This is a genomic window from Rhodococcus sp. KRD175 (assembly GCF_017168275.1).
In the GTDB taxonomy this organism is placed as follows: Bacteria; Actinomycetota; Actinomycetes; order Mycobacteriales; family Mycobacteriaceae; genus Rhodococcoides; species Rhodococcoides fascians.
Window position 1 is genome coordinate 54,464 of record NZ_JABFAQ010000007.1, and the last position, 19,019, is coordinate 73,482.

The window sequence follows — 19,019 nt, forward strand, 5'->3', positions numbered from 1 at the left end:
GACTCGGGCCCGGAGGCTGTGCAGCAGCTACAGATCACTCACCGACGACGATGTATCCGTCCGTCGTCAGCTTGTTGTCCGGTCCGAAGACCAGGTTGCCGTAGGAACCGGTGGCGGGCTCGCCTGCGTCACTGAAGTTCAGCGCGCCGGTGACTCCGTCGTAGTCGATATCGGTGCCGGCCTTGACGAGTGGGAGGCACTCGGCGAAGGTCGTGCACTTCGTGCCGTCCTTGGTGATGCTGTTGATGTTGGCAGCGATGTCGGTGCCTGCCGTCGACTTCGCCTGCTCGGCTGCCAGCGCCGAGATGACGACCGCGTCGTAGGACTCACCGGCGTAGTTGAAGTCCACCAATGCCGGATCCACGCCCTTGAGTCGGTCCTGGAACGCGGTGCCGACGTCGGTCAGCGGGGTGGTGCCGCGCATCTTGTCGAGCAGGCCTGCAGCGACCGACTCACCGAGTGCGTTGCCCATGTTGCCGTCGACGCCGTAGACCAACGTGCCGTCGGACGGTCCGATGCCGATCTCGTGCATACGGGTGATGATCTTCGCGGACTCCTCGAAGCCGATGATGGCGACGGCATCCGGGTTGAAGTTCTTCACGCCGTCGACCTCGGCGTTGAACGACTGTGCGTTCGGGTCGTAGATCGTGGTCTGGATCTGGTCTGCCGCGATGCCGGCCTCTTCGAGGTTGTCGGCGGTGTTCTTGGCCAGGCCCGTTCCGTAGGGGTCGTTGAGAGCCAGGATGGCCACGCGCTGCGCGCCGTCCTCGGCGATCAGCTGCGAGAGTGCCTGTGCCTGCAGCACATCGGTGGGCGCGGTACGGAAGTACTGGCCCTTGTCCGGGTAGCAGACGAACTGGTCGGAGGTGTTGGCAGGCGAGAACTGCACGACACCCGCGCTGGCGATCTTGTCGATGACCTTGAGCGACACCGAGGACGACGCCGCACCGACGATGACGTTCGAGCCGCCGGCGAGCAGACGGTCGACCGTGGTGTTGGCGGTGTCGGTGGTGGTGTCGCCCGAGTCACCGGGGATGAGCGTGACGGGCTGGTCGAGGACGCCGCCCGCACCGTTGACATCGTTGACGGCCAGCTGGACACCGGCGACCTCGGGTGGTCCGAGGAAGGCCAGGGTGCCGGTCTCGGGAAGGAGGGTTCCTACCACCAGCGGCGACATGTCGGGAGTGGATCCGGCGGTGGCCTGCTCAGGAGTGCAGTCGGTGGAGACGGTCGTTTCCGCGGCCGACGTGCCGCCGCTGGCACTGGTGGAGTCGGTCGAGCCCGAGTCGTCGCTCGACGAACAGCCGAACAGTGCGAGCGAGGTGACGCTCAGCACTGCAGCCGTGCGGACATAGGTCCGAATTGCCATCTAGGTTCTCCTTGAAATTGCTCGTCGTTGAAGCTCACCTGAGTTACATGTGGCTCACGTGTGAACCAGACGCTAATGCTCGAAACCGGTTCGCAAGGCCTAGAACGACGCTCGTGACCTGACTGTGACCTAAGAGGTCGAAGTTTTACGTGGCCGTAGCTTTCCGCGGGCCGATCAGCTCTCTGCCACAGGGTTGTTCGCCGGAGTACCGAGTGTTTCGATCACGACCTCGGCTACCGCCTTCATCGTCGTGCGTCGGTCCATGGCGGCACGCTGAATCCACTTGAACGCCTGCGGTTCCGTCAGCGATTGCGTATCCATCAGGACGCCCTTGGCCTTCTCGATCAGCTTGCGGGTCTCGAGTCGGTCCTGAAGATCGGCGATCTCCGATTCGAGCGCAGAGATCTCGCCGAACCGGCTCGCGGCCAACTCGACTGCAGGCATCAGATCGGCCTTGGTGAACGGTTTGACCAGATAGGCCATGGCACCCGCATCGCGCGCCTTCTCCACGAGCTCTCGCTGACTGAACGCTGTGAGAATCACCACCGGCGCGATCCGCTTCTCCGCGATCTCGGAGGCCGCGTCGATGCCGTCACGACGCGGCATCTTCACGTCCATGATCACCAGATCCGGTCGAAGTTCGACAGCCAGTTCCACAGCCTGCTGACCGTCCGCGGCCTCACCGACCACGTCGTAACCCTCTTCGCGGAGCATCTCCACCAGGTCGAGACGAATCAGGGATTCGTCTTCCGCGACCACCACCCGCAGCGCAGGCTTGCCAGTACCGTGCGTATCAGGAGCATTCATCTGTACCGGTCTCCTTCGACAGTCGTCGCCCCTCAGGGGCATCGAGCAACTGAAGGGTACCGGTGCACGGGGCCGAAAGCGCATCTTCTACACTCGTCAATCGTTGCTTGAAAGACGCCAGCCCTCGTATCCCAATTGGCAGAGGAAACGGATTCAAAACCCGTCCAGTGTGAGTTCGAGTCTCACCGAGGGCACCACAGCACGATCGACCGGCCGCGACAGCGGTCGGGTCCACCCCCGATCACGCCTACAGTGGGGTGATGTACATACCCAGCAGTCTTCGTTGCCATGACACCAGCGCGGGCAAATTGTGCGCGCAGAAGGTCGACCACCGTTTCGGAGATTCCGCGGACCAGTCCGCTCAGTGGGTCTACTACACCTGCAGCGCCGACTCCGCCCACGAAACCGGTTACGTCGACCGCCTGGTCACCGCCTGAATCATGTTCGTAGAGCGCGCCTTTGTCCACGCCGACGATGTGGGATCGGAGTGGCCCTTCACCGTTCCCGCTGTCGCCGACCTCGCGCGCGAGGGACTCGAGTTTCTCGCACCGGTCACAATTCTGGTGGGCGACAACGGTTCCGGTAAGTCGACTCTCGTCGAGGCAATCGCAGAGCGTTTCGGCATCGACGCCCGCGGGGGTCGGGCAGCGCAGAAGTCTCGTCGACTGGACGAGGTGACGAGCGTCCTCGGCGAGGTGCTCGAACTCGAGACCACGCCACGAGGCGCGCGCATGCTGCGGGGTCCGCGCGAGCAGAAGCGGGGATTCTTCCTGCGCGCCGAGACTGCATTCGAGATGGCCGAGAACCTCGGCGGCATGCCGGGCTTCTGGGACGAGAACACCGCCGAAATGAGCCACGGTGAGGGCTTTCTCACCATGTTCGGTGCGATGTTGGCCGAACCGGGCTTCTATGTGCTGGACGAACCGGAGTCGGCCCTGTCGTTCACCGCGTGCCTGAACCTGGTCGCGCTGATGTCCCACTTGGGCGAGGAGGGGGCGCAGCTCGTCTGTGCCACGCATTCACCGATCCTGGCTTCGACACCCGGTGCGGACATCGTCGAAGTGGGTGAACACGGTCTGCGCCGAAGCACCTGGGACGAACTCGAATTGGTCCAGCACTGGCGGCGATATCTCGACGATCCGAACGTGTATCTCCGTCATCTACTCGACTGAACCGGCACCAACGCCACGTCCCGACGACGACGCACACTCCCCGGAGAGACTCCCATCGCCCGTTTGAACGCTTTGCCGAATGCTGCCTCCGACAAATAGCCACTGCGCCTGGCCAATTCGGCCAGCACCACGTCCTCGGACCGCAATGTGTCGTACGCGACCTGCATCCGCCACGTCGCCAGGTAACTCATCACCGAATCGCCGACCAATGCGGTGAATCGAGCCGAGAACGCCGAACGTGACATGTGTGCACTCGACGCCAGGGCCGCAACGGTCCATCGCTCGTGGGGATTTCGATGAATGCGAGCCAGCGCGCCCCCGATGCGCTCGTCCTGCAACGCTCCCAGCCAACCGGACTGCGCGCTCGGAGTGTCCGCAATCCATGACCTCAACGCCTGAATCACCAGAACGTCGGAAAGCCTCGTGATCACTGCCTCTCCCCCGGGCTCGAGCGATCGTGCCTCGTCGGCCACCATCGCGAGGACGGTCTGCATACGTGTGCGCCGCCGTTCGCTGTCTGCGTCGATCACGATCAGCGCCGGCAACAAACGAAGAAGCTGCTGCGCCGCAGGATGATCCATCCGGACGGCCCCGCAGACCAACACGGTGTCGGGTCCGCTCGCATCGCACTGGGCGATCACCGCGTACCGGTCGCTGACGTAGTCGTGTGGCACCTCGTACACGCTGGTCGCGTCGCCGACAGACTCGATGTCGGCCGCCAATACGTGCCCACGCCCGTGGGGAACCAAGGCGAAGTCGCCGGGAACGAGCTCCCGCGTCGACTCCCCGGGGACCGACAGCACACACGACCCGTCGACCACGGTGTGGAACCACACAGCGTCGTCCATCGCGGGCAGGGCCAGCCCCCACGAGCCACTCATCTCGGAACGCACGTAGAAGGACCCGGTCATTCGGAGGAAATGCAAAGCCTCACCGAGCGGATCGGGTGACTTCCAGGGGTCGGCTCCACGCACCGGACAATTGTCCCCCACGGCCGGGACGATCGGACATGAATTCGAGCCCTGCGCGCATTGTCCATCCACCCGTGACGCGGAAAGGTCGGAAGCGCACGACGAATCCCCGGGAAGGAAAACCGATGATCGACAAGATCTCCTCGATCGCCACCCTGGTCGCAGCAGTCGGATGCGGCCTCGTCGCGGGCGTCATGCTCGCGTTCTCGGTCAGTGTTCTTCCTGGCCTGGCGTCGTTACCGGTGCCCGACGCGATCGCCGCGATGCAGAGATCGAACGCCGCGATCCTCAACCCACTGTTTCTGACGCTGTTCGTCGGTACGGCGTTGACCTGTTCTCTCGCAACCGTTCTCGCGATCACCACGGAGGGTGGGCGATCGACCTGGGTCGGCGCGGGAGCAGCGCTCTACGTGGTGGGCTGCTTCGTGGTCACGGTGGCGTTCAACGTCCCACTCAACGATGCATTGGCAGCGGTGGATCCGGCGAGTCCGTCGGGAGCCGACATGTGGCAGTCGTTCACGTCGAACTGGACGCGGTGGAACACCGTCCGGATCATCTCGTCGACGGCGGCGTGCGCCGTGCTGATCCTCGGTCAGGGCAGATCCGCGCTGGGCTGATCGGACTCACCGTCCTGGTGACGCCTGCGAATCTCGTCCTCGAAGCGGGCGATGAGATGATCGGTATCGGCAGTGGACACATCTCGCGCGCCTTCGTCCATCGCGGCGTCGCGTCCTCTGCGCAAGGCGGCGAGTTCGGCTTCGAGTTCGTTGTTGTCGAGTACGCGTGGATCCAACATCTCTCCATTGTGGTCCCACCCGAGTGCCTGCGCGCGCTGTTTGCTGTAATCGCGACATGAACGTCGTGCACAGCTTCGAACCGATAGTCGACGAGCACGCTCACACGCTGATACTCGGTTCGATGCCCGGTGTCGCATCGCTTGCTGCTCAGCAGTATTACGCTCATCCCCGAAATGCGTTCTGGCCGATCATGGGCGCGCTGTTCGGTGCCGGTCCCGAACTTCCGTACAAGGCGCGAACTAAGCGACTGGCGCGCAGCGGGATTGCCGTATGGGACGTACTGAAGCTGTGCACTCGGACCGGAAGCCTGGACTCGGCCATAGTCGAATCATCCATCGTGGCAAACGATGTCGCGAACCTCATCGCAGGTCATCCCGGCATCGACACCGTGCTGTTCAACGGAGCCAAAGCTGCCGACAGCTATCGCAGATACGTCGCGAACGCGGTGCAGCAGGACGTCGAGTGCATCCGTCTGCCGTCCACCAGTCCAGCGCACGCCTCACTCACCCTCGAAGCCAAGACTCGACTGTGGTCGGCAGCACTCAGGCGCGAACGCGTTTCGGGAAGTGGCGAATGAGGCCCTCCTGCACGACGGTTGCGAGCAACTGACCGTCCATCGAGAAGAACCGGCCGGTGGCGAGTCCCCGCGATCCGGCCGCGACCGGCGATTCGGTCGCATACAGAGCCCACTCGTCGAATCGGAACGGTCGGTGAAACCAGATGGAGTGGTTGACCGTCGCCGCCACGATGCGGTCGAGTCCCCAGGACAGTCCATGGGTGGTGATGATCGAATCGAGCACCGTGGTGTCCGACGCGTAGCCCATGGTCGCGGCGTGAAAGATCGACTCGTCCGGCAGATCGCCGTCCGCTTTCATCCACACTCGATTGTGGTTTAGCTTCTCACCGGTGCCGTGCATGATCCACGCCGGATCGTTCGCGTACCGCATGTCGATCGGTTTGAGTGCGTCGACGAACATCTGCAGTCGGTCCTCGAACCCCACGAAGTGGTCGCCGAGAGGCGGCAGAGCATCGGGATACGGAACCTCGGGCACCTCGACGCTGTGCTCGAGGCCCTTACCGAAATCCTGGAAAGCAGCGAGCATGACGAACAGCTCGTTACCGTCCTGCAGCGCAGTGACCTGCCGGTTGGCGAACGCCCGGCCGTCGCGCTGACGACTCACCCGGTATTCGATGGGCTTCTTGACGTCACCACCGCGGATGAAGTGCGCATTGATCGCATGAACGTCCCGGGACGTTCCGGATACGGTCCGGCCGGCGGCGATGAGCGCCTGAGCGACGAGCTGCCCACCGAACGTCCGGCTCCCCACCTGCTCCGGATGCTGTCCGATGAACACATCCTCCTCGGTCTCCTCGAGGGCGAGGAGACCGAGAAGGGTTTCGAGATCGGTTCCGCGTACTGCTGTACTGCTCGGCGCGCTCTCGCTGACGCCGGTTCCCCCCGCTTCGACCACTTACCGGTCCTCTTCTCCGATTCGGTGCACATGGATCAAGTTGGTCGAGCCTACTGTGCCGGGAGGGGCACCGGCGACGATCACGACCTGATCGCCTCGGTTGTAACGACCGAGTTCGAGCAACGCCTTGTCGACCTCTTTGACCATCGCGTCCGTCGAGCCCACATCGGGAACCAGGAACGTCTCGGTGCCCCAGCTCAGGGACAGCTGACTGCGGACCTCGGAGATCGAGGTGAATGCGAGCAACGGCAGTTTGGTGTGGAGGCGAGCCAACCGTCGCACGGTGTCACCCGACTGGGTGAAGGCCACGAGGGCCTTCGCGTCCAGACGCTCGCCGATATCGCGGGCGGCGTAGGAAATGACACCGCGCTTGGTGCGAGGAACGTGAGTCAGAGGAGGAACGCTGTCGCCTTCGGTTTCCACGGTCTCGACGATCCGAGCCATCGTCCGCACCGTCTCCATGACGTACTTGCCGACCGAGGTCTCGCCGGACAGCATGACCGCGTCGGTACCGTCGAGCACTGCGTTGGCGACGTCGGACGCCTCGGCGCGGGTGGGACGGGAGTTCTCGATCATCGATTCGAGCATCTGGGTCGCAACGATGACGGGCTTGGCGTTGGCGCGGGCGATCTGGATCGCGCGCTTCTGCACCAGGGGCACCTGCTCGAGTGGCAACTCGACGCCGAGGTCACCGCGGGCGACCATGATCGCATCGAACGCGAGCACGATGGCTTCGAGGTTGTCGACGGCCTCGGGCTTCTCGAGCTTGGCAATGACCGGAACTCGGCGGCCGACGCGGTCCATGACTGCGTGGACGAGTTCGACATCGGCGGGAGAGCGCACGAAAGAGAGCGCGATGAAATCGCATCCGAGCGCGAGGGCGAACTCGAGGTCCGCAATGTCCTTCTCGCTCATGGCAGGAACGGAGACGTCCATGCCCGGGAGGGAGACGCCCTTGTTGTTACTGACCGGACCACCCTCGGTGACCCGACACAGCACGTCGTTGCCTTCGACGCCGGTGACGACGAGGCCGACCTTGCCGTCGTCGACGAGCAGGCGGTCGCCTTCCTTGGCGTCCTGAGCCAGCTCCTTGTACGTGGTCGACACGCGATCGTGGGTGCCCTCGCACTCCTCGACGGTGATGCGGATGAGTTCACCGGCGGCCCAGGTGGTGGAGCCCTCGGCGAATCGGCCGAGTCGGATCTTCGGTCCCTGCAGGTCGGCCAGGATGCCCACGGCTTTGCCGGTGGCGTCCGATGCGGCGCGAACTCTCTCGTAGTTGGCCTGGTGATCGGGGTGATCGCCATGGCTGAAGTTCAGTCGTGCGACATCCATTCCACTCTCGACGAGTTCGCGGATGCGCTCTGTGGTTGCGGTTGCGGGTCCAAGGGTGCAGACAATCTTCGTACGTCGGCTCACGGTTGCGAGCGTAGCCGCTGGACGCCTTGTTCTCTATCGCAGAGGAACCCGGCCGGATACTACCGACGGGTAGCCTCGCCGGGCCGCTGCTGAAAGCACCTGTACCGGTACAGAGACGAGTGTCACACCACCGCCAGAGGCAGTGCCGTGGGGTGTACCGGGGACGGCAATTCCGAGTGTCCGGTGAGGTAAGCGTCGACCCCGTTGGCAGCCGAACGCCCCTCGGCGATCGCCCACACGACCAACGACGCACCGCGGTGGGCATCCCCACAGACGAACACACCCGGGGCCGTCGTCTGCCAATCGGGACCACACGACAACGCGCCGCGCTTGGTCAGCGCCAGGCCGTAGTCGTCGAGCAGCGGTCCGTGTTCGACACCCTCGAATCCGATGGCGAACAATGCCAGATCACAGGGCAATTCGACCTCTTCACCGATGGGCGTCACGATGCGTCGCCCGTCCGCGTCGCGCTGCACCTCGACCTCGGCGAGCACCATGGCGCGCACATGTCCGCGCTCGTCGCCGAGAAATCGCTGCACCGCGACCTGATGACGCACGACGCCACCCTCCGCATGAGCAGGCGACGTCCGAAGCACCAACGGCCACGACGGCCATGGCGAAAGGCCGTCGTCACGGGCACCGGGAAGAGCAGGGTTGTAGTCGAGCTGAGTGACCGACGCGGCACCCTGACGGTGAGCCGTGCCGAGACAATCGGCCCCGGTGTCTCCGCCGCCGATGATCACCACATGCTTGCCGGCAGCGGATATCGACGTCGGCCCGTCGCCCTCACATTCCTTGTTCGACGGCACCAGATGCTCCATCGCGAGGTGAATGCCGTCGAGTTCGCGGCCGATCACCTCGGTATTGTCGCGAGCCCGCAAAGCGCCGACGGCGAGCACGACCGCATCGAAGCTCGCGCGCAGTTGCTCGACGGTGAAGTCGATGCCGACCTCGCACTCGGTGACGAAATGCGTGCCCTCGGCCCGCATCTGCATCAGCCGCTGATCGAGCACCGACTTCTCCAACTTGAATTCGGGGATTCCGTATCGAAGCAATCCACCGAGCCGATCGTCGCGCTCGTACACGGTGACATCGTGCCCGGCCCTGGTGAGCTGTTGCGCCGCAGCCAGTCCCGCCGGACCCGAACCCACGACGGCCACTCGCTTACCGGTGGTGATCGTCGGAGGCTGGGGAACGACGCTGCCCTGTTCCCAGGCCAGGTCTGCGATGGTCTGCTCGACCCGCTTGATCGTCACACTTCCGCCGGTGGCGGCCTCGGAAATGGACAGGACACAGGCAGATTCACACGGAGCCGGACACACTCGTCCGGTGAACTCCGGAAAGTTGTTGGTGGCGTGCAACCGATCACTGGCCGCGTCCCACCGATCGCGGCGCACGAGATCGTTCCATTCCGGAATCAGGTTGCCCAGCGGGCATCCGGCAGTTCCGGAGTGGCAGAACGGAATTCCGCAATCCATGCAGCGGCGCGCTTGTTCCGAGACCTCGGCTGCGCGTTCGCTGCTGGGCTGATCCGAGTACACCTCGTTCCAGTCCCTGACCCGTTCGTCGATAGGACGCTTGGCGGCCTCACGCTTGACGACCTTCAGAAATCCCTGTGGATCAGCCACGTGCAGCCTCCATGATCGCAGCGTCGACGTCGCGCCCCTCGGCGCGCGCCATTCGTGTCGCCTCCAGCACTCGCTGGTAGTCGACGGGCATGACTTTGGTGAACAGAGCGGACCGGCGGGGCCAGTCGGCGAGCAGCGATGCCGCGACGGTGGAGCCGGTCCAGCGCTCGTGGTTCTCGACCGTCTCGCGCAGCCACACCAGATCGTCCGGATCGGGAACCTGCAACTCGACCATTGCCGTGTTCACGTCCGCGGGGTCGAGACCCAGAACGAAGGCGATACCGCCCGACATGCCGGCCGCCATGTTGCGTCCGGTCGGCCCGAGCACGACCACCCGTCCGCCCGTCATGTACTCGAAGGCGTGATCTCCCACGCCCTCGTTGACCGCAACGGCTCCGGAGTTGCGCACGGCGAACCGCTCCCCCGCCTTACCGCGCAGGTACACCTCCCCCGACGTGGCTCCGTAGAGAATCGTGTTTCCGGCAATGACGTTGTCCTCGGCAACGAACGGTGCGTCCTCGGCCGGTCGGACGACGATGCGTCCTCCCGACAGGCCCTTGCCCACGTAGTCGTTCGCGTCGCCGACGAGATCGATCGTGATTCCGGGCGGCAGGAATGCCCCGAGCGATTGCCCGGCAGAGCCGGTGAACGACACGCGAATCGTGTCGTCGGGTAACCCGGCCGCGCCGTAGCGTCGCGTGACCTCGGACCCCAGAAGTGTTCCGACCGTGCGGTTGACGTTGCGCACGGGCAGCTCCAGCGTCACCGGATGCGCGTCCTCCAATGCGCCCTCGGCCAGCTGGATCAGCGTGCGATCCAGCGCGAAATCGAGGCCGTGGTCCTGATCGCGTAGGCGTCGACGCTGCGTCATGGGCGCGCCGTGTCGATCCACCGGCATCGCGAAGATGGGTGCGAGGTCGAGTCCCTTGCTCTTCCAATGTGCGACGCCGGCAGCGGTCTCGAGCACGTCGGCATGGCCGACGGCCTCGTCGATGCTGCGGAACCCGAGCTGCGCGAGGTACTTTCGCACATCCTCGGCGACGAACCTGAAGAAGTCCTCGAGGAACTCGGGCTTGCCGGTGAATCGCTTGCGCAGTTCGGGGTTCTGAGTCGCGACACCCACTGGGCAGGTGTCGAGATGGCAGACCCGCATCATGATGCATCCCGCGACGATCAGAGGTGCCGTCGAGAACCCGAATTCCTCGGCACCGAGCAGCGCCGCGACGATCACATCACGGCCGGTGCGCATTCCGCCGTCGCACTGGACGGTGATGCGATCGCGAAGTCCGTTGAGCACCAACGTCTGTTGGGCGTCGGCCAGCCCGATTTCCCAGGGCGCACCGGCATGCTTGAGAGACGTCAACGGAGCCGCGCCCGTGCCACCGTCGTATCCCGAGATCAGTACGACGTCGGCGTGCGCCTTGCTCACTCCCGTCGCCACCGTGCCCACTCCTACCGAGCTGACGAGTTTGACGTGGACGCGCGCGTTCTCGTTGGCGTTCTTGAGATCGTGGATCAACTGCGCGAGATCCTCGATGGAATAGATGTCGTGGTGCGGAGGCGGGGAGATCAGGCCGACCCCGGGCGTCGAGTGCCGAGTCTTGGCCACCCACGGGTACACCTTGTAACCGGGCAGCTGCCCGCCCTCACCGGGTTTGGCACCCTGCGCCATCTTGATCTGAATGTCGGTGGCGTTGACCAGATAATCGCTGGTCACCCCGAACCGTCCACTCGCGACCTGCTTGACCGCACTGCGCCGGCTCGGATCGTAGAGGCGGTCGACGTCCTCTCCGCCCTCACCGGAGTTGGAGCGCCCACCCAGATTGTTCATTGCAACGGCCATGGTCTCGTGCGCCTCGGCAGAGATGGATCCGTAGCTCATCGCGCCGGTGTTGAACCGAGTGACGATGGACTCGACCGGCTCCACCTCGTCGAGCGGAACAGGCGTGCGCACCTGGTCTTTGAACTCGAACAGGCCCCGGAGTGCGCCCCCCTCACGGGCGAGCCGGTTCACTTCGTCGCTGTATTTCTGGAACACGTCGTAGCGACCGGTGCGTGTTGCGTGCTGCAACAGGAACACCGTCTCGGGAGTGAACAGGTGAAGTTCGCCCTCACGCCGGAACTGGTACTCGCCGCCGATCTCGAGGCGGCGGTGAACACGGTCGGTGGGATTCTCCGGGTATGCCTTCCGGTGACGGAGTTTGACCTCTTCGGCGAGGACGTCGAGACCGACTCCGCCGAGCTTGCTGACGGTGCCCTTGAAGTACTCGCGCACGACCTCGCGATCGAGACCGACCGCCTCGAAAACCTGTGCGCCGGTGTAGGACCCGACGGTCGAGATGCCCATCTTGGACATGACCTTGAGCACGCCCTTGCCGAGCCCGTACAGGTAGTTGCGCACCGCGACAGTGGGTTCGACCCCGGTGAGCTCGCCTTCGCCGACCAGGTCCTCGATCGACTCCATGGCCAGGTACGGGTTGACCGCCGCCGCACCGAATCCGATCAGCAAGGCCAGGTGGTGCACTTCTCGTGCATCGCCGGACTCGACGACGAGAGCGACCTTGGTGCGTTCCTTGGTGCGCACCAAGTGGTGGTGCACAGCTGAGGTGGCCAGCAGGGACGGAATCGGTGCCCGAGTGTGGTCCGAATCGCGATCGGAGATGATCAGCGTGCGGTAGCCGGCAGCGATGGCTTCCGATGCCCGCATGCGCAGTTCTTCGATGGCCTCGGCCAGACCTTCCCCACCACGCTCGACCTCGTACAGTGCGCGCAGCACGATCGCCGACAGACCGGGATGATCACCGTCGTCGTCGATGTGGATGATCTTGTTGAGTTCGTCGTTGTCGAGCACCGGCCACGGCAACACGATCTGCCTGCACGACGCGGCAGTGGGCTCGAGCAAATTCTGCTCCGGTCCCATCACTCGCGACAACGACGTCACGATCTCTTCTCGGATGGAGTCGAGTGGCGGGTTCGTGACCTGCGCGAACAGTTCGATGAAGTAGTCGTACAGCTGACGAGATCGCTGGGACATCACCGCGGACGGGGTGTCGGTCCCCATCGACCCCAGTGGCTCGCCCCCGGAGGCGGCCATCGGCGTGAGCACGACGCGGAGATCTTCCTCGGTGTAGCCGAAGGCGATCTGTCTGCGAATCACGGACTCGTGGTTGTACTGAATGTGGGCGCGCTCGGGCAGGCTCTTGATTTCCAGCAATCCGGCGTGCAGCCATTCCTGGTAGGGATGTTCCTGCGCCAGTTGCAGTTTGATCTCCTCGTCGGGAACGAGACGCCCGGCGACGGTGTCGACCAGAAACATCTTGCCCGGTTCGAGGCGGCCCTTGGCGACGACCTGAGATTGCGGCACGTCCAGGACACCCGCCTCGCTGGCGAGGATCACCCGACCGTCGGCCGTCTGCCACCACCGACCGGGGCGCAGACCGTTGCGATCGAGAACGGCCCCGACGTAGCTACCGTCGGTGAACGTGACGCAGGCCGGACCGTCCCACGCTTCCATCATCGACGAGTGGAACTGATAGAACGCCCGTACCCGCGGATCCATCGTGCGATGGTTCTCCCACGGCTCCGGCACCATCATCATCACGACGTGGGGAACGCTCCGGCCGCCCAGGTGCAGCAATTCGAGGACCTCGTCGAGCGACACCGAATCGGATGCATCGGGATTACAGATGGGGAAGAGCCGCTCCAGATCGCCGGGGATGAGATCGCTGGACAGCATCGCTTCCCGAGCTCGCATCCGGTTCCTGTTGCCCTTGACCGTGTTGATCTCTCCGTTGTGCGCTACGTAGCGGTGCGGGTGCGCCAACGGCCACGACGGGAAGGTATTGGTGGAAAAACGACTGTGCACGATGGCAATTGCACTCGTACACAACGGGTTACGCAGCTCCGGGAAGAACAGGGGCAGCTGCATGGTGGTGAGCATGCCCTTGTAGACGATGGTGCGTGCGGACAGCGAAGGGAAGAACAGGCCCGAGCCTTCTGCCTCGATCTCCGGGGTGACGCGCTCCGACCGCTTACGCAGCCCGTACACCAATCGGTCGAGTTCGAGACCGGCCGGACGTGAACCGTCGACCTCGGGGGCCGCGACGAAGAGATAGCTCATGTACGGCATGCATCCGAGCGCCGTCAGTCCGACATCGGCACGATCGGGATCGACCTCGACCGGAACCCACCCCAGGACCTCGAGACCCTCTTCGGCTGCAATGGATTCGACTCGCTGCACGGCCGACCCGCGCTCACGGATGCCCTGCGGCAGAAAGCAGACACCCGCCGCGAAGGTGTTCTCGCCGTCGCCGTTGGCGGACGGTAACTCGAACGACGACAACGAATCGAGAAGTTCTACGGGCAGCTGGATCAGAATGCCCGCGCCGTCACCACTGTTGGGCTCGGCACCGGCAGCACCACGATGTTCCAGATTCTCCAGTGCCAGAACACCGTCGGACACGATCGAGTGCGAACGGCGTCCGGCGATGTCCGCGATCATCGCGACGCCGCAGGAGTCCTTCTCCGCGCTCGGGTCGTACAGTCCTTGCTCGGCAGGCATCCGAGAAAACAACACCACGATCACCTCCACGTAGACCGGTGGGTGCTTCGGATGGCGCAGTGTCGACACGCTGCACTGTGAGCCTCGGCTACCCCGCCGGCTGGTCGCCCGAACCGACATAAAGTGCCGGATCGACCGAATTCGATGCCTATCGGGAATTCACCGGGACAGCTCTGGCCCGCGAAAGAATCCGAGATCGCTCTCGGATGGCGAAATCGTATCAGTTGCCGATCGCAACGATGCAATCGCGAACGGCGCTGGGCTCAGTCGCGCAGGGGGCGCCCGTGTTCATCGCGCACGCTGCCCGTGAGCATCATGATCCCGTCGATCAGCGGCCAGATACCGCCGATGCCGCACGTGAGCCACGTGACCGCGATCTGCGCCACCGCAATTCCCGGCTGATTCAAATAGAAGCGTCCTGCGCCGAAAACACCCAGCAGGATGTTCAGCAGCCCGGCAGTGAGCTTCTGCTTGTCCGAGAACGGTTCACCGGTGACGGGATGCCGTCCGTAAGGAGCGCTCGGATCCACCCAACCGGGAGCACCGGCGTACTGGGGGCCTAGGTAGTGGGGTCCTCCGTACTGGGGTCCTCCGTACTGGGGACCTCCGTATTGGGGACCGCCCGGAAACGGGGGCGGCGGGTAACCCGCACCGGGCGGTGGACCGTCCGGTGCACCGGAGCTACGGTCGTCACCTCCGGACGCGCCGTACGGATCACTGCCCCAATTCGGCGGACCGTAGCTGGGGTCGGGTGCGCCGTACACCGGGCCCGGTGCCGCGTTCTTCTCGAACGAGATGGTGGGCTCCGAACCCGAGCCGTCTCCCGCCGATCCGCCCGGTGTCGATCCGTCCGATGACGATGTACCTGAATCACTCACAACGAACTCCCTCGACGACGCGCTACGGGTAGGTCGATCAGTCTCGCAGCTTGAGCCCGCGACTGTCGGGAACATTGCCGACGAGAATCAGCACGGCGTCCACGACATGCCACACGAACAGTCCGAACAACAGAATCAAGCCGAGGCCGAACACCACGGTCAGCAGCACGCCGAAGAAGAACAGCAGCAACTGCGCGACACCGATTCCGGTGCTACCGATGTAGAAACGACCCACACCGAGCCAGCCGAGGAACAGCTGAAGTAGTCCAACGACGATCTTCGATTTGTCCGACAACGGTTCACCGGTGACCGGATCCCGCCCGTACGGCGCGTCGGGTCCGACACCGAAACCGGGCCCGGCCGAAAAGCCCTGTGCTTGGCCATAGGCCTGCTGGCCATACCCCTGCTGGCCGTAACCCTGCTGGCCGTAACCCTGCTGGCCGTACCCTTGCTGGCCGTAGCCCGACTGCTGGCCGTAGCCCGAGTGCTGGCCGTACCCCTGTGGTGGACCGTAGGGCGACTGTTGGCCGTAACCCGGCTGACCGTATCCCTGGTACTCGGATCCCGGTGTCGGGTAACCGGCGGACGGCGGAAGGCCACCGATCGAATTGTCGATACTGCCGTCTGGGCTGGGGGCCGGATAGCTAGGAGTACTGGACCAGCCGGGCCCGTTGCCGATACCCGAATAGGTGTCCCAGCCCGGTCCGGTAGAACCGGCGGGACCGTGCGAGGGTGCAGACTCGGATGTCGCGGGCGGCTCGGAGAGCGACGCCTCGGCCGTTGCGTCGTAGTCGAACGGTGTACCGAAAGAGCCGGCCGACTTGTCGGTGCCGCCGCCCGAATCAGCAGGGTCGGGGTGTGCCCTCTTCTCGAAATCAACCACGGGTACTGCCTTCTTCCTCGGCTTTCTTCTCGGACGATGTCTCGCCCGTGCCTTCCTGCGTATCGCCGTCGGCGGACTCGCCACCCGTCTTGTCTTCGCTGTCGCGACCGTCGTCGTCGTTCGACTTCAATGCCGCCGGGTCTTCGCGACCCTTGGTGGCGAGAACGAAATACGCGACCGCGAGCACGAAGATGATCGCCGAGGTGAACGAGTTCACGCGAATGCCGGCGATCTTCGTCGCGAAGTCGTCTCGCATGAGTTCCACCCAGAACCGACCGACGCAGTATCCGGCCACGTAGAGCGCGAACAGTCGACCGTGGCCGATCGTGTACTTCCGGTCGACGAGTACCAGGAGGACGACGATCAGGACGCTCCACAGCAGTTCGTAGAGAAACGTCGGGTGGACGACCTTCTCGACCATTCCGGTGGACACGCCGTTCAGCGGATCGAGCCGGCCGTTCGCATCGAGTCGCTCGTAGATCTCGAGACCCCACGGTTGCGTGGTTTCGCGACCGTAGAGCTCCTGGTTGAAGTAGTTGCCGATGCGGCCGATTGCCTGGGCCAGCAGGATCGGCGGGCCTACCGCGTCACCGAATGCCGGGAGTGGGATGCCGCGTCGACGACACGCGATCCAGGCGCCGACTCCGCCGAGGAACACCGCGCCCCAGATTCCGAGGCCGCCATTCCACACGTAGAGCGCCTCGATCGGCCGACCGCCGGCACCGAAGTACGTCTTCCAGTCGGTGGCCACGTGGTACAGCCGGCCACCGAGAAGCCCGAAAGGTACGGCCCACACGGCGACGTCGAGGACCGTGCCCTTGGTTCCGCCGCGAGCGACCCACCGGCGATCTCCCCACACCACGGCCACCACGATGCCGATGATGATGAACAGGGCGTAGGCACGGAGCGCGAGCGGTCCGACGTGCCACACCCCCTGCGCGGGACTGGGAATGTAGGCCAGGAAGGCGGTCGAAGTCACGACGCTACGTTAGCGGAGCGGACACCCTCGGCGAGTTCGGTCGTCAGGTCACGAACCGCGTCGAGACCGTTGTCGACAGCGGTCACCAAAGCCGAGCCGACGATGACCGCGTCGGCATACTTCGCGATCTCGGCAGCCTGTGCGCCCGACCGAACGCCGAGACCGACGCCGATCGGAATGTCGGAATGCTCGCGGATACGCGCCGCCAACGCCGGTGCCATCGAGGACACCGCGTCGCGGGCACCGGTCACGCCCATCGTCGAGGCGGCGTAGACGAAGCCGCTGCTGGCTTCGACGGTGCTGACGAGTCGCTCCTCCGTCGTCGACGGTGCGACGAGGAAGATTCGGTCGAGTCCGTACCGATCCGAGACCTCGATCCATTCCTGAGCCTCATCGGGGATCAGGTCGGGAGTGATGATTCCGAGTCCACCCGCATCGGCGAGGCTCCGGGCGAAATTCTCGATGCCGTATTTGAGCACCAGATTCCAGTAGGTCATGACGACCGCTTTGCCACCCGCGGCTGCGACCTGCTCGGTGACGGCGAAGACGTCCTTGACCCGGGCACCGGCCCGCAGCGCCACGTCTGCAGCAGCTTGGATCGTGGGGCCGTCCATCACCGGATCGGAGTACGGGATGCCGACCTCGACGATGTCGCACCCGGCATCGACCATGGTCTTGAAGACCTCGATCGACCGGGGGACGGTCGGAAAGCCGGCGGGCAAGTATCCGACGAGTGCAGCGCGCCCTTCGGCACGGCACTGGGCGAACGTCCCGGAGAGGCGAGAGTCGTTGTTGCTCATGGCTTGATACCTGCTTCGTCGTCCACGTTCGCTTCGCCGTCTCCGTCGATCAGACCGAACCACTCGGCTGCGGTGTCGACGTCCTTGTCGCCGCGACCGGACAGGTTGACCAGGATGATGGCACCTTCACCCAGTTCCTTGCCGAGGGTGAGTGCGCCGGCGATGGCGTGCGACGATTCGATGGCCGGGATGATGCCCTCGGTGCGGCACAGCAGCTTGAAGGCGTTCATCGCCTCGGTGTCCGTCACGCCGCGGTACTCGGCGCGCCCGATGTCGTGCAGGTACGAATGCTCGGGTCCGACCCCGGGATAGTCCAATCCTGCTGAGATGGAATGGGATTCGACTGTCTGGCCGTCCTCGTTCTGCAGCAGGTACGAGTAGGCACCGTGCAGGGCTCCAGGCGTACCACCGCTGATGGTCGCCGCGTGACGACCGGTCTCGACTCCGTCGCCGGCAGCCTCGAACCCGACGAGACGCACATCGGCGTCGTCGATGAACGCGTGGAAGATTCCGATGGCGTTGGACCCGCCGCCGACGCATGCCGCGATGGCATCGGGCAGGCGGCCGGTGGATGCGAGGACCTGCTGCCGCGCTTCGAGGCCGATGATGCGCTGGAAATCGCGGACCATCACCGGGAACGGATGCGGCCCCGCGACGGTTCCGAAGCAGTAATAAGTGTTGTCGGCGTGGGTGACCCAGTCTCGCAGTGCCTCGTTGATCGCATCCTTGAGAGTGCGCGAACCGGACTTCACTGCGACGACTTCCGACCCGAGCAAACGCATCCGGGCGACGTTGAGGGCCTGGCGCTCGGTGTCGACCTCACCCATGTAGACGACGCAGTCGAGACCCATCAGGGCACAGGCCGTGGCGGTCGCGACGCCGTGCTGACCGGCACCGGTCTCTGCGATGACACGAGTCTTGCCCATTCGCTTGGCGAGCAGAACTTGCCCGAGCACGTTGTTGATCTTGTGAGAACCGGTGTGATTCAGGTCTTCTCGCTTGAGCAGGATCCGAGCGCCACCGGCATGCTCGGACAACCGGGTCGCCTCGAACACCGGAGATGGGCGACCGGTGTAATCGCGCTGCAGCCGATCCAGCTCACCGAGGAACTCGTTGTCGCTGCGCACTTTCTCGTACTCGGCGGTGACTTCCTCGATCACACCCATCAACGCCTCGGGCACGAACCTGCCCCCGTACACGCCGAAGTGACCGCCCACGTCGGGCTCGTGCGCGCTGCGATCGGTGAGGCCGATGCTGCTCTGCGGCAGATCAGCGCCCTTGAA

At 64.4% G+C, this 19,019-nt stretch carries 17 protein-coding genes and 1 tRNA gene; 5 read left to right on the forward strand and 13 right to left on the reverse strand.

The window, feature by feature from the left end:
* Positions 1-34 precede the first annotated feature (34 nt).
* Complete coding sequence (locus tag J1M81_RS12455) at positions 35-1,369, reverse strand: ABC transporter substrate-binding protein (protein ID WP_032400012.1); 1,335 nt, start codon at positions 1,367-1,369, stop codon at positions 35-37.
* A 174-nt stretch (positions 1,370-1,543) separates the two neighbouring features.
* On the reverse strand, positions 1,544-2,176 hold the full coding sequence (locus tag J1M81_RS12460; protein ID WP_032400011.1) for an ANTAR domain-containing response regulator: 633 nt from the start codon (positions 2,174-2,176) through the stop codon (positions 1,544-1,546).
* A 120-nt stretch (positions 2,177-2,296) separates the two neighbouring features.
* On the opposite strand from J1M81_RS12460, the gene J1M81_RS12465 reads away from it, so the two are divergent.
* The 3 genes from J1M81_RS12465 to J1M81_RS12475 all read left to right on the forward strand — a co-directional run bounded on the left by J1M81_RS12465 (position 2,297) and on the right by J1M81_RS12475 (position 3,348).
* Positions 2,297-2,373, forward strand: a tRNA-Leu gene (locus J1M81_RS12465).
* Positions 2,374-2,436: 63 nt separating this feature from the next.
* Positions 2,437-2,613 carry a hypothetical protein gene (locus J1M81_RS12470; RefSeq protein WP_165430221.1) on the forward strand — a complete coding sequence of 59 codons (177 nt, stop codon included), beginning with the start codon at positions 2,437-2,439 and terminating at the stop codon, positions 2,611-2,613.
* Between the two features lie 3 nt (positions 2,614-2,616).
* The gene (locus J1M81_RS12475) at positions 2,617-3,348 is read left to right on the forward strand and encodes an AAA family ATPase (protein ID WP_032400010.1); all 732 of its coding nucleotides are present in this window, start codon (positions 2,617-2,619) and stop codon (positions 3,346-3,348) included.
* Here J1M81_RS12475 and J1M81_RS12480 read toward each other — a convergent pair.
* Positions 3,333-4,322: an AraC family transcriptional regulator gene (locus tag J1M81_RS12480; protein WP_206498129.1), complete on the reverse strand. Its 990-nt coding sequence runs from the start codon at positions 4,320-4,322 to the stop codon at positions 3,333-3,335. The two genes, J1M81_RS12475 and J1M81_RS12480, sit on opposite strands and share 16 nt — an antisense overlap.
* A gap of 122 nt (positions 4,323-4,444) precedes the next feature.
* Here J1M81_RS12480 and J1M81_RS12485 point away from each other — a divergent pair, with 122 nt between their 5' ends.
* A complete protein-coding gene (locus J1M81_RS12485) occupies positions 4,445-4,936 on the forward strand; it encodes a DUF1772 domain-containing protein (protein ID WP_032400008.1) in 492 nt (163 codons plus the stop codon).
* On the opposite strand, the gene J1M81_RS12490 is transcribed toward J1M81_RS12485, so the two are convergent.
* Entirely contained in the window at positions 4,912-5,115 is a 204-nt protein-coding gene (locus tag J1M81_RS12490; RefSeq protein WP_027497271.1) for a hypothetical protein, read from the reverse strand. The two genes, J1M81_RS12485 and J1M81_RS12490, sit on opposite strands and share 25 nt — an antisense overlap.
* A gap of 56 nt (positions 5,116-5,171) precedes the next feature.
* Between J1M81_RS12490 and J1M81_RS12495 the strand changes: the two genes are divergently transcribed.
* The gene (locus J1M81_RS12495; RefSeq protein WP_032400007.1) at positions 5,172-5,693 is read left to right on the forward strand and encodes a DNA-deoxyinosine glycosylase; all 522 of its coding nucleotides are present in this window, start codon (positions 5,172-5,174) and stop codon (positions 5,691-5,693) included.
* Here the strand turns inward: J1M81_RS12495 and J1M81_RS12500 are convergent.
* The 9 genes from J1M81_RS12500 to trpB all read right to left on the reverse strand — a co-directional run bounded on the left by J1M81_RS12500 (position 5,659) and on the right by trpB (position 19,004).
* Entirely contained in the window at positions 5,659-6,588 is a 930-nt protein-coding gene (locus J1M81_RS12500; RefSeq protein ID WP_032370334.1) for an acyl-CoA thioesterase II, read from the reverse strand. The two genes, J1M81_RS12495 and J1M81_RS12500, sit on opposite strands and share 35 nt — an antisense overlap.
* On the reverse strand, positions 6,589-8,007 hold the full coding sequence (gene pyk, locus J1M81_RS12505) for a pyruvate kinase (protein WP_027497274.1): 1,419 nt from the start codon (positions 8,005-8,007) through the stop codon (positions 6,589-6,591).
* Between the two features lie 122 nt (positions 8,008-8,129).
* Positions 8,130-9,635 (reverse strand): glutamate synthase subunit beta, encoded by a 1,506-nt coding sequence (locus tag J1M81_RS12510; RefSeq protein ID WP_027497275.1) that lies wholly within the window; start codon positions 9,633-9,635, stop codon positions 8,130-8,132.
* Positions 9,628-14,196, reverse strand: a complete 4,569-nt coding sequence (gltB, locus tag J1M81_RS12515) for a glutamate synthase large subunit (RefSeq protein WP_241258067.1) — start codon at positions 14,194-14,196, stop codon at positions 9,628-9,630. The genes J1M81_RS12510 and gltB overlap by 8 nt, the downstream gene beginning before the upstream one ends.
* Positions 14,197-14,459: 263 nt before the next feature.
* The gene (locus tag J1M81_RS26335) at positions 14,460-15,074 is read right to left on the reverse strand and encodes a TM2 domain-containing protein (RefSeq protein WP_052061431.1); all 615 of its coding nucleotides are present in this window, start codon (positions 15,072-15,074) and stop codon (positions 14,460-14,462) included.
* Between the two features lie 37 nt (positions 15,075-15,111).
* Entirely contained in the window at positions 15,112-15,957 is an 846-nt protein-coding gene (locus J1M81_RS26835; protein ID WP_206498130.1) for a TM2 domain-containing protein, read from the reverse strand.
* The gene (lgt, locus tag J1M81_RS12530; protein ID WP_032368071.1) at positions 15,950-16,936 is read right to left on the reverse strand and encodes a prolipoprotein diacylglyceryl transferase; all 987 of its coding nucleotides are present in this window, start codon (positions 16,934-16,936) and stop codon (positions 15,950-15,952) included. The genes J1M81_RS26835 and lgt overlap by 8 nt, the downstream gene beginning before the upstream one ends.
* Complete coding sequence (trpA, locus tag J1M81_RS12535; protein WP_027497278.1) at positions 16,933-17,736, reverse strand: tryptophan synthase subunit alpha; 804 nt, start codon at positions 17,734-17,736, stop codon at positions 16,933-16,935. The genes lgt and trpA overlap by 4 nt, the downstream gene beginning before the upstream one ends.
* Positions 17,733-19,004, reverse strand: a complete 1,272-nt coding sequence (gene trpB / locus J1M81_RS12540; RefSeq protein WP_045841352.1) for a tryptophan synthase subunit beta — start codon at positions 19,002-19,004, stop codon at positions 17,733-17,735. Before trpB ends, trpA begins: the two co-directional genes overlap by 4 nt.
* Positions 19,005-19,019 lie beyond the last annotated feature (15 nt).

Bases quoted from the DNA above. Each gene is read 5' to 3' on its own strand.
- J1M81_RS12470 (WP_165430221.1), top strand. From the start codon at position 2,437: ATGTACATACCCAGCAGTCTTCGTTGCCATGACACCAGCGCGGGCAAA.
- J1M81_RS12455 (WP_032400012.1), bottom strand. From the start codon at position 1,369: ATGGCAATTCGGACCTATGTCCGCACGGCTGCAGTGCTGAGCGTCACC.
- J1M81_RS12475 (WP_032400010.1), top strand. From the start codon at position 2,617: ATGTTCGTAGAGCGCGCCTTTGTCCACGCCGACGATGTGGGATCGGAG.
- J1M81_RS12485 (WP_032400008.1), top strand. From the start codon at position 4,445: ATGATCGACAAGATCTCCTCGATCGCCACCCTGGTCGCAGCAGTCGGA.
- gltB (WP_241258067.1), bottom strand. From the start codon at position 14,196: ATGCCTGCCGAGCAAGGACTGTACGACCCGAGCGCGGAGAAGGACTCC.
- J1M81_RS12490 (WP_027497271.1), bottom strand. From the start codon at position 5,115: ATGTTGGATCCACGCGTACTCGACAACAACGAACTCGAAGCCGAACTC.
- J1M81_RS12495 (WP_032400007.1), top strand. From the start codon at position 5,172: ATGAACGTCGTGCACAGCTTCGAACCGATAGTCGACGAGCACGCTCAC.
- J1M81_RS12460 (WP_032400011.1), bottom strand. From the start codon at position 2,176: ATGAATGCTCCTGATACGCACGGTACTGGCAAGCCTGCGCTGCGGGTG.
- trpA (WP_027497278.1), bottom strand. From the start codon at position 17,736: ATGAGCAACAACGACTCTCGCCTCTCCGGGACGTTCGCCCAGTGCCGT.